At 49.3% G+C, this 16379-nt stretch carries 11 protein-coding genes; 6 read left to right on the top strand and 5 right to left on the bottom strand.

Annotation, left to right across the window (positions count from 1 at the left end):
* Window positions 1-2: 2 nt before the first annotated feature.
* Together BMZ54_RS26875 and BMZ54_RS26870 are read right to left on the bottom strand one after the other, a co-directional pair.
* Window positions 3-2018: a transglutaminase domain-containing protein gene (locus tag BMZ54_RS26875; RefSeq protein WP_089919329.1), complete on the bottom strand. Its 2016-nt coding sequence runs from the start codon at window positions 2016-2018 to the stop codon at window positions 3-5.
* A 113-nt stretch (window positions 2019-2131) separates the two neighbouring features.
* Window positions 2132-4141 carry a DUF3857 domain-containing protein gene (locus BMZ54_RS26870; protein ID WP_089919328.1) on the bottom strand — a complete coding sequence of 670 codons (2010 nt, stop codon included), beginning with the start codon at window positions 4139-4141 and terminating at the stop codon, window positions 2132-2134.
* Between the two features lie 118 nt (window positions 4142-4259).
* Here BMZ54_RS26870 and queG point away from each other — a divergent pair, with 118 nt between their 5' ends.
* From queG to BMZ54_RS26840, 6 genes are all read left to right on the top strand, one after another.
* Complete coding sequence (gene queG, locus BMZ54_RS26865; RefSeq protein ID WP_089919326.1) at window positions 4260-5186, top strand: tRNA epoxyqueuosine(34) reductase QueG; 927 nt, start codon at window positions 4260-4262, stop codon at window positions 5184-5186.
* Between the two features lie 243 nt (window positions 5187-5429).
* Window positions 5430-5972, top strand: a complete 543-nt coding sequence (locus tag BMZ54_RS26860) for an RBBP9/YdeN family alpha/beta hydrolase (RefSeq protein ID WP_089919324.1) — start codon at window positions 5430-5432, stop codon at window positions 5970-5972.
* Window positions 5973-6041: 69 nt separating this feature from the next.
* Entirely contained in the window at window positions 6042-6317 is a 276-nt protein-coding gene (locus BMZ54_RS26855; protein WP_089919322.1) for an ArsR/SmtB family transcription factor, read from the top strand.
* 134 nt (window positions 6318-6451) lie between these two features.
* Window positions 6452-7528: an efflux RND transporter periplasmic adaptor subunit gene (locus tag BMZ54_RS26850; RefSeq protein ID WP_089919321.1), complete on the top strand. Its 1077-nt coding sequence runs from the start codon at window positions 6452-6454 to the stop codon at window positions 7526-7528.
* 101 nt (window positions 7529-7629) lie between these two features.
* Window positions 7630-10782: an efflux RND transporter permease subunit gene (locus BMZ54_RS26845; protein ID WP_089919319.1), complete on the top strand. Its 3153-nt coding sequence runs from the start codon at window positions 7630-7632 to the stop codon at window positions 10780-10782.
* Window positions 10779-12122 carry a TolC family protein gene (locus tag BMZ54_RS26840; protein ID WP_089919317.1) on the top strand — a complete coding sequence of 448 codons (1344 nt, stop codon included), beginning with the start codon at window positions 10779-10781 and terminating at the stop codon, window positions 12120-12122. The genes BMZ54_RS26845 and BMZ54_RS26840 overlap by 4 nt, the downstream gene beginning before the upstream one ends.
* A gap of 166 nt (window positions 12123-12288) precedes the next feature.
* Here BMZ54_RS26840 and araA read toward each other — a convergent pair whose 3' ends face one another.
* The 3 genes from araA to BMZ54_RS26825 form a co-directional block, all read right to left on the bottom strand.
* A complete protein-coding gene (araA, locus tag BMZ54_RS26835; protein WP_089919316.1) occupies window positions 12289-13791 on the bottom strand; it encodes an L-arabinose isomerase in 1503 nt (500 codons plus the stop codon).
* Between the two features lie 85 nt (window positions 13792-13876).
* Window positions 13877-14584, bottom strand: coding sequence for an L-ribulose-5-phosphate 4-epimerase (locus BMZ54_RS26830; RefSeq protein ID WP_089919314.1), 708 nt, complete (start codon window positions 14582-14584; stop codon window positions 13877-13879).
* Entirely contained in the window at window positions 14581-16227 is a 1647-nt protein-coding gene (locus tag BMZ54_RS26825; RefSeq protein WP_089919313.1) for a ribulokinase, read from the bottom strand. Before BMZ54_RS26825 ends, BMZ54_RS26830 begins: the two co-directional genes overlap by 4 nt.
* Between the last annotated feature and the right edge of the window lie 152 nt (window positions 16228-16379).

The following is a 16379-nucleotide window of genomic DNA, read 5'->3' as shown; positions in this document are numbered from 1 at the left end:
GATCATTTTTTCTTTTTCAGTACGATCTGTTCGCCCTGTTTCTTCACGATCATATCAAAAAAGTCACGCAGGGTTTCGTATTCCTCCGGCATAAATAAAGCCTTATCCAGCTTTATGCGGGAACGGAACTGTATAAAGTTATCGTTCTTAGCTATCAGATACTGAAACAGGCCTTCATCATCATTGAACTTTACCATGGCGGGCTTAGGCAGCTCCTCCACTTCATAACCGGCCGGTATTTCCAGGTTCATGGTATACACTTCATCAAAAGTGGCCGGCATTTCCACCGGGTAAAAACGCGTGGCCGATTTAAAGGGATTGGTTTTGGTAGCTTCGCCAAACATCGGGTTCAGGTACAGCATATCTTCATCACCGGGCTGCCACTCAAACTCATAGGATATGCCTAAGGGCACATCCAGGCTGTCTGTATTTAACAAAGCAGTATTGCTCAGCTTTGAATAGGTTTTGGCAATATCCTTAAAACATTCCTCTTTACCTTTTTCATGTATCAAACCACGCAGGTTATAGGATTCAAAGTAAGAAGGCCGTTGCTGAAAGGTGCCTTTCAGGACGCCGTTCTCTCCTGCCGCCAGTATTACACTGGTGATCTTTTGTTCCCGCAGGGAATCTGCGCTAAAAAAAGTAGGCGTAGCTTCTTCATCCATAATACGGGCATGGCCGTTATAACAGGAGGCATGCAGCTTACCGAAACCCAGCGGGTAAGAAGCATCCAGGTAAGCAACAAGGTTATCACCCAGCTGTAATTCCACTACAGTATAATTAAAACGGCTTACGATTGGATACAGGGGATTCACTACACCATGGCTGCGGGTGCTCAGCAGCACCGGGTATGCTTTTAGTCCTGCTTTGCGCAGCATGGCCACCAGCAGCAGGTTAATATCTGTTACATTCCCGTTCTTAGTAGTGAACACTGTTTTCATGGATTTATCCATGTACAGCGAGGAGTGATCGTTACAGGTAAAGTTATTCCTTACATAAGAATAGATCTTACGCGCTTTTTCTTCATCAGATCCAGCGCCTTGCGTAAGGCCGTCTACCACATCGCTCATGTAACCATTGTTCTTATCCAACCCACCGCCATAAGAGCTTTCTTTCATCAGGTCTTCTACCAGCTTGGGCCAGGTGCCCAATACCGGTTTTACTATGCCGCCCGGTGGTTTAATGGCAGCCAGCTGAAAATCGATCTTGGTAATATGGTTATTAATACTGGTGGTAAATGCTTCTTCTTTCAGCGCAGGTACCTCTTTAGCTACCCAATTGTAGATAGTTATATTAGCTTTTACATCTGCCTGCTCTGTTCTTGAAGTAGCAGGCTCCCCATACCCGCCGCCGGCGCTCACCCGGAAAGGGAAAGTACGCTGAGATTCTTCTTTTTTACCGGTTAATGGATGATACCCCTGTGAGATAAAAACATATTCATAAAACTCAGGGATAGCAGCCGTGTATTCACTCCAAAGAATGGGATACTCTCCCTGGAATGCCCAGGGCTGCAGGTTAAAGATAAAAGGAGAAGTTACTGTGTAGGTGTATTCAATAATAGAACCTTCCTTTACGGCCGGCAGCGTGAACTTCTTTGTGCGGTGGTTCTTATCCAGCTCCTCAGTGAATACGCCTTTGCTATCCATCCGGGTGTCTACTACCTTCCCGTCCTCCAGGTTATAGGTAACAGCTTTAAGGTTGCTCACCTTCTCCTCGTCATTACCGCTTACGTACAGGTAAATTTCTTCATTGGCGGCTTCATAACCGGTTTTGTCCAGGATCTTCACCCGCCGGTAGCGGGTGTACACTAAGCGCAGATCACTCTGATAAGCTTCAAATTCTGTAGATCCAACATCTGCCAGCACCACGGCATGGGCGCCGGTATCCAGCTCGTAACGGGTTTTCTGGAAATCTTCCGGGGAGATCTTTCCATACCGGATCTTGTTTTTCTCTTGTGCTACCGATGCTAAGGTGAACAAACAAACGGTAAGAACACTAACTGTTCGCTTAAATTGCATATAGGGATAAATAAAACTGTGGCGAAAGTAATTATTTTACTATTCCAGGCCATCACACGAACGGGGCAGTCGCAAAACGCCCGCTGATCCCAATTTCAACCCGCAACCGCTGCCTACTTTTTCTTTTTCAGTACGATCTGCTCGTTCTGTTTCTTCACGATCATATCATAAAAGCTACGCAGGGATTCATATTCATCCGGCGCAAAATAAGTCTTGTTAAGCCTTATACGGGAACGGAACTGAATAGCCTTATCTGTTTTTTCTATCACATACTGGAACACCCCTTCACCCTCATTAAACTTTACCAGGGCTGATTTTGGCAGCTCCTCTACTTCGTAACCAGCTGGTATCTCCATATTCAGCACGTAGTTATGATCTACTTTGGCGGGCATTTCAACCGGATAAAAACGCTGCTGTGATTTAAAGGGATTACTTTCCATTGCTTCCCCCAGCATGGGATTAAAATATATCAGGTCTTCTTCTCCCGTGTTAAGAGCGAAATCATATTTAATAATCACCGGCGCATCCAGGCTATCCAGGTCCGTGATCTCAGCCCCGCTTAGTTTTGGATATGCTTTGGCCAGCGAGTTAAAGTATGCTTCTTTGCCTTTATCATGTATCAACCCGCGCAGGTTATAGGAATTATTATAGCTAAGCCATTGCTGTAAAGTGCCTTTCATGCCTTCTTTACCTGCTACCATAAAGATGGAAGTGGTTTTCTGATCCGGTAAGGAATCTGTATTAAACTGCACGGCCCGGGCAGCGGTATCCAGTATGCGGGCATGCCCGTTATAACAGGAGGCGTGCAGCTTACCAAAACCCAGGGCATGGGCCGCATCCAGGTAATGAGGCCCATCTGCCAGCTCCACATCTGCTATGGTATAGTTAAATTTAGAGATCAGCGGATATTGAGCATTCGTATACCCGTTCCTGCGGGTGCTTAATATCACCGGGTAAGCCGTGAGCCCGGCCTTGCGCAGCATAGCCACCAGCAGCAGGTTCACTTCCGTTACATTACCGTTCCTGCCGGTGAATACGCTCTTTAATGTTTTCTGCATGTACAGCTCATCATAATCTGTGCAGGCATAATTATTCCTTACATAAGCATAAATATTACGCGCCTTTTCTTCATCAGTGGCTGCGCTCCTTGTAAGCTGTGCTACTATGTCGCCCAGAAAGCCATTGTAATTATCCAGGGGAACGCCATAGTCCTCCCTTTTCATTATTTCCTTAGCAAGCTGTTGCCAGGTACCCATTACCTGGTGCACAGGGTTATCCGGGTATTTTATGGCAGCAAGCTGAAAGTCAATTCTGGTAATGTGGTTAAGGAGGCTGGTGGTAAAACCTTCCTCTTTTAACACCGGTACATCTTTGGCTACCCAACGGAAAGTGCTCACGTTCGCGTTTACGTTTATGCGTTCAGTTTGCCCGGAGCTTGTACCATATATTGCTTTTGGATCATAGTGAATGGAGAAGTTTTTCCTCGCATCTTCCCGCGTTTTAGTTTCAAACTTCTGATAGCCCTGCGCAATAAAAACGTACTCGTACATCTCCGGGATACCTACGGAATATTCGCTCCAAAGTACCGGGTATTCACCCTGGAAAGCCCAGGGTGGCAGAATAAATACATAAGGAAATATAATGGTGTAAGAGTACTCAACAATAGCCCCCTCCTTTACGGCCGGTAGCGTAAATTTCTTTACCCGCTGTTCTTTATCTATCTCCTGGGTAAATACATCTTTACTATCCATTTTAGTTTCCACCACCTGCCCGTTCTCCAGATTATAACAGGCTGCTTTAAGGCTGGTCAGCTTTTGTTCCTTATCGCCATTCCCGTACAGGTAAATTTCTTCATTGGCAGCTTCGTACCCGGTTTTATCCAGGATCTTCACCCGGCGGAAATGTTTGAACGATAAGGTAAAATGATCACCTTCCGTATCAAACTCAGTGGAGCCTATATCTGCCAGCACTACCGCATGTGCGCCGGTATCCAGCTCGTAACGGGTTTTCTGGAAATCTTCGGGGGTGATCTTTCCGAACCGGGTCTTGTTTTTTTCTTGTGCGAGTGCTGATAAGGTAAACAAACAACCGGTTAAAGCAATAATTGTCCGCTTGAATTGCATATAGGGATAAATAAAACTGCGGCGAAAATAACCATTTTCCTCTTTCGCCCTATAACACGAACAGGGCAGCGCCCGGCCTGCCGGGTTTTAGCAGTATGTTTTGTACCTTGCAGGGGCAATGCTAACGGCTATAGAAAAGAATACGCGTTTTATTAAACAACAGGCAGTAGCGCTGGGCTTTGACCATTGCGGTATTGCCCGCGCCGTGCAGCTGGATGCGGATGCCCGCCGCCTGGAAGAGTGGCTGCACAAGGGTATGCATGGCTCCATGCATTATATGGAGAACTATTTTGATAAACGTATTGATCCCCGTAAGCTGGTAGATGATGCACAATCTGTAATAACCCTGTTATTAAATTACTACCCTGCGGAGCAGCAGCACCCGCAAGCCCCCAAAGTAGCAAAGTATGCATACGGTAAAGATTACCACGAAGTAATTAAAGCAAAGCTAAACACCCTGCTATTGCAAATGCAGGAGCAGATAGGTGAAGTAAGCGGCCGCGGATTCGTAGATTCTGCACCTGTGCTGGAACGCAGCTGGGCGCAGCGCAGCGGTTTAGGATGGATAGGTAAGAACGGCAACCTGATACATAAGCAGGCCGGCTCTTTCTTTTTTATTGCAACGCTGATCACCAACCTTCCGCTGGAATATGATTCGCCGGTTGGCGACTATTGCGGCAGCTGCACCCGCTGCCTGGATGCCTGTCCCACACAGGCTTTGGTAAAACCGGGCGTGGTAGATGGCAGCCGCTGCATTTCTTATTATACCATTGAGCTAAAGGATATGCTGATCCCCAATGAAATGCAGGGACGCTTCCAGGACTGGATGTTCGGTTGTGATATTTGCCAGGATGTTTGCCCCTGGAACCGCTTTTCAAAACCAAATAAAACTGTGGAGTTTGTCCCCATTCCTGAAATACTTAACTTCAGCACACGTGACTGGGAAGCCTTGTCTGAAGAGGCTTTCAGGGAAATATTCCGTTACTCTCCGTTAAAAAGAGCTAAGCATAAAGGCATACAACGCAATTTGAAATTTATAAGTTAAGTACTACATTTGTCTTACAAAGCAGCAGCCATAACATAGACAATACATTTCTCCAGCGTGATCGCTGTTCTATTTCCTTCATAAACTATTATGCGCAACATAAATTATTCGTTAAAGATCTTATGGACCTGAGTGCCATAACGTGGAATTTTAGCATTAAAAAAGGCCGAATTCCTTCGGCCTTTCTTTTTTTCTGCATTTAACGTACATTGTATATCCATCTTTCTAAACCGTCTGGTATTTATGGATATAAGCGTTCTGACTGCCCCCGGGTTGGGCAGCTCCGGTCCTTTACATTGGCAAACATTATGGGAACAGCAGCCTGGCATTCAACGGATCGAACAAAAGAACTGGGATGCGCCGGTATGTGCAGACTGGGTTAAACAAATAGAGCAGGCAGTAGCTGCCGCAGGCCCGCAGGTAGTTATTGTAGCGCATAGCCTGGCCTGCATAGCGCTGGTACACTGGGCTGCGCAAACAAAGCTGCATATAAAGGGCGCCCTGCTGGTAGCGCCGGCCGATGCGGAACGCCCATCTTTCCCAAAGGAAGCCAAAGGCTTCTCTCCCATTCCCTTACAGCCCCTTCCCTTTAAAAGCATTGTAGTGTCCAGCACGAATGATGAATACACCACACCGGAACGTTCGCACCTGTTTGCAGATGCATGGGGCAGCCGTTTTGTGAACGCCGGGCCCAAAGGACACATTAACGCCAGCTCCGGCTTAGGGGAATGGCCGGAGGGAAAGAAATTGTTAAAAGAACTGCTCCACGACTGGAATACCCTTTGAATTGCTGGATAACTTCATTTAAAGCTGTAATTTCGCTTTTCAATTGCTATAAGCTATAAAGATTATTGTATGGATACCAAGAAAGTGGAGAAGATTGCCAAAGCGCTAGCAGACCCTAACCGCCTATTGATCTTAAAGGAGTTAAGAAAAAACCAGGACTGTTTGTACTGTTCCGATATGTATGAATTTATAGATCTTACCCAACCCTCTATCTCCCACCATCTGAAACAGCTGTCCGATGCAGAGCTGGTAATTCCGGTAAAAGAAGGCCGTTACGTAAAGTACCATTTGAATGCTGCAATGATAGACCAGTACGTAGAATTTTTACAGACCTTAAAAAGCTGACACTTTTTTTACACTTAATCTATCGAAACATTTCAATACGTCTATATCTTTGTAACCCGGATGAACTTTTTGGGTTTCCCAGGTTCTAACCAATCGAAACATTTAAATAAGTCTATAACAAAGTACCCTTTTTTATGAAGCATCAGTTATTGTTATTCCGTTCCGGCATCAGCCTGTTCCTGCTCTCTTCCCTGATCTCAGTGTTGCTGCAGGCCTGTGCCACCCGGGCCAGTGAAAAAGAGCCCGCACCCGCCGCCACCGCAGCATCTACAGCCATTCCGGCTGACGGCCATATTGTACGAACCAGCAACTTTAGCGATGAGCTGGAGATCACCGGCTCCCTGGTAGCCAACCAGGAAGTAAGCATTGTGAGCGAGCTGCAACGCAAGGTTGTGCAGGTACATGTAAAAGAAGGTAACGTAGTTTCTGCAGGCGCCCTGCTGTTCCAGCTGGATGATGCAGACCTGCAGGCCGACCTGGAAAGGCTACACCAGCAGGAGAAGCTGGCCATCCTGAACGAGACGCGCCTGAAAGACCTGATAGCGCATGATGCAGCCATGCAGCAGGATTATGACCAGGCTATCACTAACCTGAAAGTGCTGCAGGCAGAGATCCGCGCCCTACAGGTTACCATTGCCAAAACACGCATCCGCGCGCCGTTTAACGGCCGTATCGGTATTATCCGCGCTTACCAGGGCGCATTGGTATCTGCCAACACCGTGCTCACGAACATTGTGGACGACAGCCGTATTAAAGTTGAGTTCCAGGTACCGGAAAAATATGCAAACCTGATCAGCATTAATGAGCAGCAGGCTTTTAGCGTAGCATCCGATACCGCGCAGCACCATGCTACCGTGATCGCAAAAGAATCCAGCCTGGATGCGCAAACCCGCACGCTGCTGATAAGAGCTATTGCTCCCAATGCGCAGCACACGCTGGTTCCCGGGCAAAGCGCACGTTTAACACTGTCCCTGCATACTGCAGACAATGCACTGAAGATCCCCAGCCAGGCGCTGATGCCATCTTCACAGGGATACGCAGTATATGTATCTAAAAATAAAACCGTTCAATTCACCGAAGTACAGATAGGACAACGCGGCGCTTACGATGTACAGATCTTAAAAGGATTAGCCGCCGGCGATACCGTGATCACCAGCAACCTGCTGCGCCTTACGCCCGGTGCAGCCGTGGACCTGGTTACGGTTAAATAAAGTGAAGTGTTGAAAGGCGAAACAATATTACAGTAGCATCAAACATACTTCGCCTTTCATCCTTCACCCTCTCTCATTTATTTCTAACAACTTCTTTTTTTATGAGTGCTATTTCACAAATGAGCATCTCCAGGCCCGTATTGGCCGGGGTGATGTCAGTACTGCTTATACTTTTTGGTATAGTAGGTTATAGTTTCCTGGGCACACGGGAATACCCGGTAACAGATTCTCCCATCGTAACAGTTACCACTGTGTACCCCGGCGCCAGCGCGGATATTATTGCCTCGCAGGTAACCAAACCGCTGGAAGAGGCTATTGCGGAAGCCAACGGGATCCGCGCTATGTCGTCCGTATCACGCGAACAGGTGAGCATTATTACCGTAGAATTTAACCTGAGCGCCGACCTGGAAGCAGCCGCCAATGATGTGCGGGATAAGGTTTCCAAATCAAGGCAGCAGCTGCCTACGGACATAGAGCCCACTGTAGTGGAAAAATCCGGACCACCGGAGTTCCTGGTGTTCCTGACCGTAAAAAGCGCTACCAAAAGCCTGGAGGACATTACAGACTTTGTAAACATTAACATTAAAGAACGTTTACAGTCCATTCCCGGGGTACGCCTGGTAGATTCCTATGCAGGCCGCAAACGCTCCATGCGCTTACGTATGGACCCTGTGAAGCTGGCTGCATACGGACTAACGCCTACGGATATACAAACGGCGCTGCAGCGTGAGAACGTTGACTTACCAAGCGGCCGTATTGAGGGACAAAACACGGAAGTAACGCTACGCACTCAGGGAAGATTAGTGACGGAAGCGGATTTCAATAACATGATCGTTAGCCAGAAGGATGGCGCCATCGTAAGGTTCCAGGATGTGGGTACAGCAGTAATGTCATCACAGAATGAACGCACGGCGATGATAGAAGTGGAAGGCAAAACAGCGCTGTATGGAGTAGGTACCGGTGTACAGCCGCAGCGTGGCGCCAACTCCCTGGCTATTGTGGATGAGTTTAAAAAACGTTTTGAAGAGATTGTAAAATCAGCGCCAAAAGAATACCAGATCTCTTTAGGTAAAGATTTTACGGTACCGGTGCGTAACTCCTTATCAGAAGTAGAGGAAACACTGATGATAGCCTTTGGGCTGGTAACGCTGATCATTTTCATTTTCCTGCGCGACTGGCGCAGCACCATTATTCCCATTGTAGCTATCCCGGTATCCATCATCTCCGCGTTCTTTATTATGTACGTGGGTAACTTCTCCATCAACGTATTAACCCTGTTAGGATTGGTGCTGGCCATTGGCCTGGTGGTGGATGATGCCATTGTGGTGCTGGAGAATATTTACAGTAAGGTAGAACAGGGCATGCACCCGATGCAGGCCGCACGCACGGGTTCCAATGAAATATATTTTGCGGTGATCTCCACTACCATCACGCTGGCGGCCGTGTTCCTGCCCATCTTATTCTTAGGTGGTATCACCGGCCGTTTGTTCAAAGAGTTTGCAATAGTGGTAGCAGGTTCCGTGTTAGTGTCGGCATTTGTGGCGTTAACCTTATCGCCTATGATGAGCGCTTACTTACTGAAGGCCGGCGCCACGCATGGCTGGCTATACCGCAAAACAGAACCCTGGTTCGTAGGATTGAACAACGGGTACGAACGTTCACTGCGCTTCTTTTTCCGTTATCGCTGGGCAGGTTTTGGATTGCTGCTGCTGTCATTTGCCATTGCTTATGTGCTGGCACCCAAGCTGCCTTCAGAGCTGGCGCCACTGGAAGACCGCTCTATGATAGGCCTGGCAGTGATTGCACCGGAAGGTACTTCCTATGAAAGTATGGAAGCTACTATGAAAGAGATCAGTAACTACGTAGCGGATTCTATCCCCGACCTGAACAACAGCCGCACCTATGCCGGTATTGCAGCCAGTATAGGCACCCTGGCACAACCTGTGAACGGAGGCTTCCAGTGGATATTCCTGGAAGATCCGAAAGACCGTAAAAGCGGCCTGTCGCAGGCGCAGGTGTACCAGAAGCTGATGGGCGCTGTGGGGCGTTTCCGCAATGTATTATGTATTCCCATACAGATCCCTACCATCGGCGGTTTTGCTACAACACAGCCGGTGCAGTATGTTATTAAAGCGCCGGACCTGCAGCAGCTGGTGAACATTATGCCCAAGCTGATGGGCGAAGTATATCAAAGCAAAAAGCTCAGCTTCCAGGATCCTGACTTTAAAGTGAACCGCCCGGAGATCAGTATTTCCATTGACCGGCAACGGGCTGCCCAGTTAGGCATCTCTACCCAGGAAATTGGCCGTACGCTGCAGCTGGCGCTGAGTGGCCGCCGTTATGGATATTTTATTTATAACGACCGGCAGTATGAAGTGATCGGGCAGCTGGACCGTAAAGAAAGGTCCACACCGGAGAACCTGCGCTCCCTGTTTGTAAAAGCTGCTAACAACGACATGGTATCGCTGGATAACCTGGTGTCTTTGAAAGAAGGCATCAGCCCTCCCGCTATTTACCGTTACAACCAGTCATATGCGGTAACGATTTCCGCTACCCCGCCGCCCGGCGTTAGTTTAGGACAGGCCATCAAGGAGCTGGATGGTATTACCGCAAGGGTATTGCCCAAAGGTTTCTCTACCGACCTGGCAGGCCAAAGCCGCGATTATGCGGAAAGCAGCTCCAGCCTGTTCTTTGCCTTCATCTTTGCCATCATCCTTATTTACCTGGTGCTGGCCGCACAGTTTGAAAGTTTGATAGATCCGTTCATCATCCTGTTAACGGTGCCGATGGCTGTAACCGGCGCATTACTGAGCCTGTGGCTCACCGGGCAGTCTATCAACATCTTCAGTGAGATCGGTATCATTATGCTCATAGGTTTGATCACGAAGAACGGGATCCTGATCGTGGAGTTTGCCAACCATAACAAACAGGCCGGGCAAACGGTAAGAGAGGCGGTGCTGAATGCCGCGGTATCCAGGTTCCGCCCCATTTTAATGACCACGCTGGCCATGATCTTTGGCGCATTGCCCATTGCGCTGTCGCTGGGTAACTCCTCCGGCAGCCGTACCTCACTGGGTATTGTGGTAGTGGGTGGATTGATCTTCGCCGGTGTGCTTACCCTGTATGTGATCCCCTCTGTTTATTCATATTTCTCCCGGCCCGCTAAACCAGCGTTACGGGATGTTAACGGGGCTGCCGGGTTAGCGCATGCTGGCGGCCACCCTGTTGCTGTACATACAAACGATGCATTATGACAAGTAGAACATTTTTTCCATATAGTATTTTATTATCGGCCGGACTATTCCTGTACAGTGCTACCGTGCACGCACAAACGATCTCCTTATCGTTGCAGGATGCAGTGTCTATGGCCATTAAGAATAACCGCCAGCTAAAGGCGGCCAACATTGACATCAGCGTGGCGCAGGAACAGCGGAAAGTGGCGCGCAGCCTGTCCCTGCCCTCTGCCGGCATAGGTGCGCAGTACGCACATTATTTTGACCTGCCGGTGTTCTTTGGCTTAGGGGAAACGAATGATAAGGATAAAGTTCCCTACAGCCGTTTTGGCGGGCGCGATCAGTTCTCTGCTGCGCTCTCTGCCTCCTACCCGGTATACAATCCGGCTGCAAGGCCCTCCCAGCGCGAAGCGCAGCTGCAGGAAAAAGCCAGCCGCAGCAGCTATGCCGCTAAAGAAATAGATATAAGCGCTGCTGTAAAGCGCACTTACCTGGGCATACTGGTGCTGAACCAACGGTTAAAGCTGCAGTATGAAAGCCTGCAGCGTAATAAAAAAGCCCTGCAGGATGCCAGCTCCTTACTGGCGCAGGGCCGGGCTTTGCGGGTAGACACGCTGCGTGCATACACCAGCGTTAAAAACCTGGAGCCTGATATTCTGCGGCTGAACAAAGCCATTGAAGTAGGCAAGCTGCAGCTTACCACGCTCATAGGCATTGACTCCCTGCAGGAAGTGAACCTTACGGATTCCCTGCTGCGGCATCCGGAAGTTATTGTGATACCGCAGGAAACCGCGGTGTACGAGGAAGCAAAAGCCAACCGCCCGGACCTGCAGCAGCTGAACATTAACCGCCAGATCAGTGAGCAGGGTATTGCCCTGGCCAAAGCAAGACGGCTACCTGTAGTGTCTTTGGTAGGCCAGTACCAGCTGCAAACACAGGCGCGTAAGTTTGATTTCACCAATGCCTCCTGGCCGGCAGCATCTTTTGCAGGTGCACAGGTATCTGTACCCTTATTCAGCGGCAGCAGCAACCTGGCTAAGATCAGGCAGGCCAAGCTGTCCTATGAGCAATCGGGTATTGAGATCACGGATGCTTATGAGCAGCTGAAAACAGAAGTGCGGCAGGTGATAGCCAACTTACAGGAAACTTCTGAAAGAATGCAAACGCAGCAACAGGTACAAACCACTGCGAGTGAGAGCTATACAATTGTGCAATACCGCTATCAGAAAGGCGTAACAACAAGACTGGAATTAACGGATGCGGAACTGGCCTTAACAACGGCCCAGCTGAACTACCTGGAGGCGGTATATGATTACCTCTCTGCCAGGATTGAGCTGGACCGCACTACCGGCAAACAATAACAGCGGTTCTATTTGTTTAGTGTTTTTTAAATGTACAAAGGCCGGATTCTTCCGGCTTTTGCTACAATTGCCATATCTACCCCATAAAAAAAAGGCCGGAAGAATCCGGCCTTTTGTTATTCCACGTCATCAATGGCTGATGGTTAATCAGCAACTAATTTTATGTTTATCGTTTATTGATCTGATAAAATACTTCGTTCCAACGCAGCTCATTCCTGAACTGGTACAGTTTTGTTTCTTTGTCGATACGCACATATTCAATACCGGCCATGTCTGCGAAGTCCTGCATATGCGCAGCGGTTAAGTGCTGGCTGTAGCAGGTATGGTGTGCGCCGCCGGCCTGGATCCAGGCTGCGCAGGCGGTGCTCATATCCGGCAGGGGCTTCCACAGCACACGTGCTACGGGCAGCTTGGGCAGCTCGTGCTGCGGTTTTACGGCTTCCACTTCATTCACCAGCAGGCGGAAGCGGTTACCCATATCAATTACGGAGGCATTAATGGCAGGGCCTTCAGCTACATTAAATACAAGTCTCACGGGGTCAGCCTTTCCGCCAATACCTAAGGGATGCACTTCGCAGGAAGGTTTGCCGTTAGCAATGGAGGCACATATTTCCAGCATGTGCGCGCCTAATACTAAACGGTTATCCGGGTCAAAGTGGTATGTATAATCCTCCATAAAAGAGGTACCGCCCGGCAGGCCGCTGCCCATTACTTTCATGGCGCGCACCAGGGCCGATGTTTTCCAGTCGCCTTCCCCGCCAAAGCCGTAACCATCCGCCATCAGGCGCTGCACGGCTATACCGGGCAGCTGGTCAAGGCCATGCAGGTCCTCAAAGGTATCAGTAAACCCTTTAAAGTTACCTTCTTCCAGGAAAGCACGCAAGCCTAATTCTATCCTTGCAGCAGTTTGTAAGGAAGCATGCTGATCGCCACCTTTGCGCAGCGAAGCTGCCACCTGATAGCTTTGTTCGTATTCAGCCGTTAAGCGGGCTATTTCCGCATCGCTTACCGCTTTTACTTTGGCTACTACATCCCCTACTCCATAACCATTTACGGAGTAACCGAACTGCAGCTCAGCTTCTACCTTATCACCTTCAGTAACAGCTACCTGGCGCATGTTATCGCCAATACGGGCAAAACGGGCGCCCTGCCAGTCGTACCAGCCGGCGGCAGCGCGCAGCCAGGTGCCTATTTCTTCCTGCACACTGCTCTCCTGCCAGTGGCCTACTACCACTTTGCGGTTCATGCGCATGCGCGACATCATAAAACCAAACTCGCGGTCACCATGGGCCGACTGGTTCAGGTTCATGAAGTCCATATCTATTTGTCCCCAGGGAATATCGCGGTTAAACTGGGTATGCAGGTGCAGCAAGGGACGTTGTAATACTTTGAGGCCGCCTATCCACATTTTTGCAGGCGAGAAAGTATGCATCCATGCAATGATGCCTATGCAGTTAGCCGTGGTATTGGCTTCCTGGCACACGCGGTATATTTCATCCGGGGTTTTAACCACGGGCTTAAATACAATCCGAACGGGAATGCTGGCCGCGCCATCCAGTGACTTGGCAATAGTTTGCGCATGTTCTGCTACCTGTTTTAATGTTTCTTCTCCATACAGGTGCTGGCTGCCGGTAATGAACCAAACCTCGAAATTCTTTAAGTTTATCATGAATGAAGCTTTTTGTAATTACGAATTAGGCTTAACGCTGAATGCTTAATGCTGAACGCGAATGCAGCGGATCATTTATAATTCCTTACTCCTGCCCGTAGTATGCGTCTGGTCCGTGCTTACGCTCAAAGTGCTTACGGATCAGCGTATCCTTTAAGCGCGGGGCCTGTGGATTGGCCTGTTCCGTTAACAGGGCCATGCGGGCCACCTCTTCCAGTACGGCAGCGTTATACACGGCTTTATCTGCATCCTTACCCCAGGTAAAGGGGGCATGATTGCCTACCAGGATCATTTCCACCTCTTCATAGGATAGTTTTTTATCCTTAAAGCAGTTCATGATCTGGAAGCCGGTTTCGTATTCATAGTTTCCTTTGATCATGTCATCATCCATAGGTGGTGCGCAGGGAACATCCACGGTCAGGTGATCGGCATGCGTGGTGCCAAAGATGGGAATGTCGCGCTGTGCCTGTGCCCAGGCTGTAGCGTAGGTGGAGTGCGTGTGCACAATACCGCCTATTTTTTCCCAGTGTTTGTACAACACAGCATGTGTTTTAGTATCGGATGAGGGACGGTGCTTGCCTTCCACTACATTAGCATCAAAGTCCACTATCACGATCTGTTTGGGCTTTAACAGCTCGTAGGGCACACCGCTGGGCTTAATGGCAAACACGCCTTTGTCGCGGTCCACTACGCTCACATTCCCGAAGGTGAACAGCACCAGCCCTAAGCGGGGCAGGGCCATATTGGCTTCATAAGCCTGTTCCTTAATGGATTTATACGGATTGTTGCTCATGCATAAAATTTTTCGGTGAAGGCTCCCAGCTCCAGGAACTTCGTGTACCGGTTAGCGTAATACTTTACTTTTTCCGGCTGTGGGTGCCAGGTATGTTCAAAGCCTGATGACATAGCTTCCTGTGCAGCAGTTACATTTGGGTAAATGCCGGCGCAAACAGCGGCAAACATGGCGGCGCCTAATGCACAGGCATGCTCGCTGCGTACTATTTTAATGGGGCGGTCCAGCACATCGGCCAGTACCTGCATGGCATATCCCGACTTTTTGGATACACCGCCCAGGGCCAGCACTTCGTGAATGGGTACGCCTTCCTTTACGAAACGTTCTACAATGCTGCGGGCGCCAAAGGCTGTAGCCTCTACCAGGGCGCGGAACATTTGCACCGCATCTATACCCAGGTGCAGGCCTACTACGGCGCTGGTTACGGTATGGTTGGCATCCGGCGTACGGCGGCCATTGAACCAGTCCAGCGCCAGCGGATCATTTGGCGTTAAAGGCAGCTGTTCTGCCTGTTCTGCCAAATAAGCCAACAGCTTGCTTTCTGCCATTGCCAGCTGTTCCTCCTCTTCCTTCATAATAGCATATAAGGGCTGCATGATGAAGCGGCGCAGCCAGGCATATACATCGCCGTAGGCCGATTGGCCGGCTTCCAGCCCTAACATGCCGGGCACCACGGAACCATCTACCTGCCCGCAAATACCTTTCACAAACAGGTGGCCGGCTTCTTCCAAAGGCGCCATTAATATATCGCAGGTGCTGGTGCCAATTACGCGGCATAATGCGTAGGGCTGTATGCCTGCGCCTACTGCTCCCATGTGCGCATCAAAGGCGCCGGTGCCTATCACCGTATCTGCCGGAATACCCAGGCGGGCGGCCCATTCAGCGCTGATGGTACCAGCGGGTACTGTAGCCACCACGGTATCTGTAAACATTTTATCGTACTTGCCTAACAGCGGGTCCAGCTTTTGCAGAAAGCTACCGGGCGGTAAACCTTCCCAGGCTGCATGCCACATGGCTTTGTGGCCGGCGGCACAGCGGCCGCGCAGTAGGGTAGCTACCTGGTTATTGCCGGTAAGCACTGCGGGGATCCAGTCGCAATGCTCTACCCAGGAAACGGCTTTTTCGCGCACGGCTGCATCTGTTCTTACCACATGCAGGATCTTGGCCCAGAACCATTCGCTACTATAAATACCACCGCAGTATTTCGTATAATCCGTTCCGTTAGCGTGGGCTACTTCGTTTATAAGGGCAGCTTCCTCATTGGCGGTATGATCTTTCCATAATACAAACATGGCATTGGGATTCTCCTCAAAGCCGGGTAATAATGCCAGGGGGGTGCCCTGCGCATCTACGGCTACGGGGGTAGAACCGGTAGTATCTACAGAAATACCTTTTACCTGCTGTGCAGTACCGGCAGGGCATTGCTGTAAGGCAGCCTTAATGCTCTGTTCCAGGCCTTCCAGGTAATCCAGCGGGTGCTGCCGGTATTGCTGCAGGGCTGCATCGCAATACAGGCCCTGTTTCCAGCGGGGATAATAATGTACTGCGCTACCTGCCTCCTGCCCTGTGCGGGCATTTACCACCAGTGCGCGTACAGAATCGGTTCCAAAATCCACCCCTATTACAAAAACATCATTTTTCATAACAACAGATTAAACTGTGCTTTTATTGTCGTAGTGACATTTATTAAAAAGAACAAAAAAATTAAGAACGCTGAATGCCGAACGCTGAAAGCGTAACGCTTAACGATTGCTGACGACGTGGCAATTAGCCATAAATAACTGGTGATACCGTT

The sequence above is a fragment of the Chitinophaga rupis genome, assembly GCF_900109685.1.
Taxonomy (GTDB): domain Bacteria; phylum Bacteroidota; class Bacteroidia; order Chitinophagales; family Chitinophagaceae; genus Chitinophaga; species Chitinophaga rupis.
This window is presented reverse-complemented; position numbering and strand designations above follow the sequence as displayed.

What these genes read in the sequence shown, in the direction of transcription:
- BMZ54_RS26845 (WP_089919319.1), top strand. Translation starts at nt 7,630, where the DNA reads ATGAGTGCTATTTCACAAATGAGCATCTCCAGGCCCGTATTGGCCGGG.
- BMZ54_RS26825 (WP_089919313.1), bottom strand. Translation starts at nt 16,227, where the DNA reads ATGAAAAATGATGTTTTTGTAATAGGGGTGGATTTTGGAACCGATTCT.
- BMZ54_RS26870 (WP_089919328.1), bottom strand. Translation starts at nt 4,141, where the DNA reads ATGCAATTCAAGCGGACAATTATTGCTTTAACCGGTTGTTTGTTTACC.
- BMZ54_RS26830 (WP_089919314.1), bottom strand. Translation starts at nt 14,584, where the DNA reads ATGAGCAACAATCCGTATAAATCCATTAAGGAACAGGCTTATGAAGCC.
- BMZ54_RS26840 (WP_089919317.1), top strand. Translation starts at nt 10,779, where the DNA reads ATGACAAGTAGAACATTTTTTCCATATAGTATTTTATTATCGGCCGGA.
- BMZ54_RS26875 (WP_089919329.1), bottom strand. Translation starts at nt 2,018, where the DNA reads ATGCAATTTAAGCGAACAGTTAGTGTTCTTACCGTTTGTTTGTTCACC.
- BMZ54_RS26850 (WP_089919321.1), top strand. Translation starts at nt 6,452, where the DNA reads ATGAAGCATCAGTTATTGTTATTCCGTTCCGGCATCAGCCTGTTCCTG.
- queG (WP_089919326.1), top strand. Translation starts at nt 4,260, where the DNA reads ATGCTAACGGCTATAGAAAAGAATACGCGTTTTATTAAACAACAGGCA.
- BMZ54_RS26855 (WP_089919322.1), top strand. Translation starts at nt 6,042, where the DNA reads ATGGATACCAAGAAAGTGGAGAAGATTGCCAAAGCGCTAGCAGACCCT.
- araA (WP_089919316.1), bottom strand. Translation starts at nt 13,791, where the DNA reads ATGATAAACTTAAAGAATTTCGAGGTTTGGTTCATTACCGGCAGCCAG.
- BMZ54_RS26860 (WP_089919324.1), top strand. Translation starts at nt 5,430, where the DNA reads ATGGATATAAGCGTTCTGACTGCCCCCGGGTTGGGCAGCTCCGGTCCT.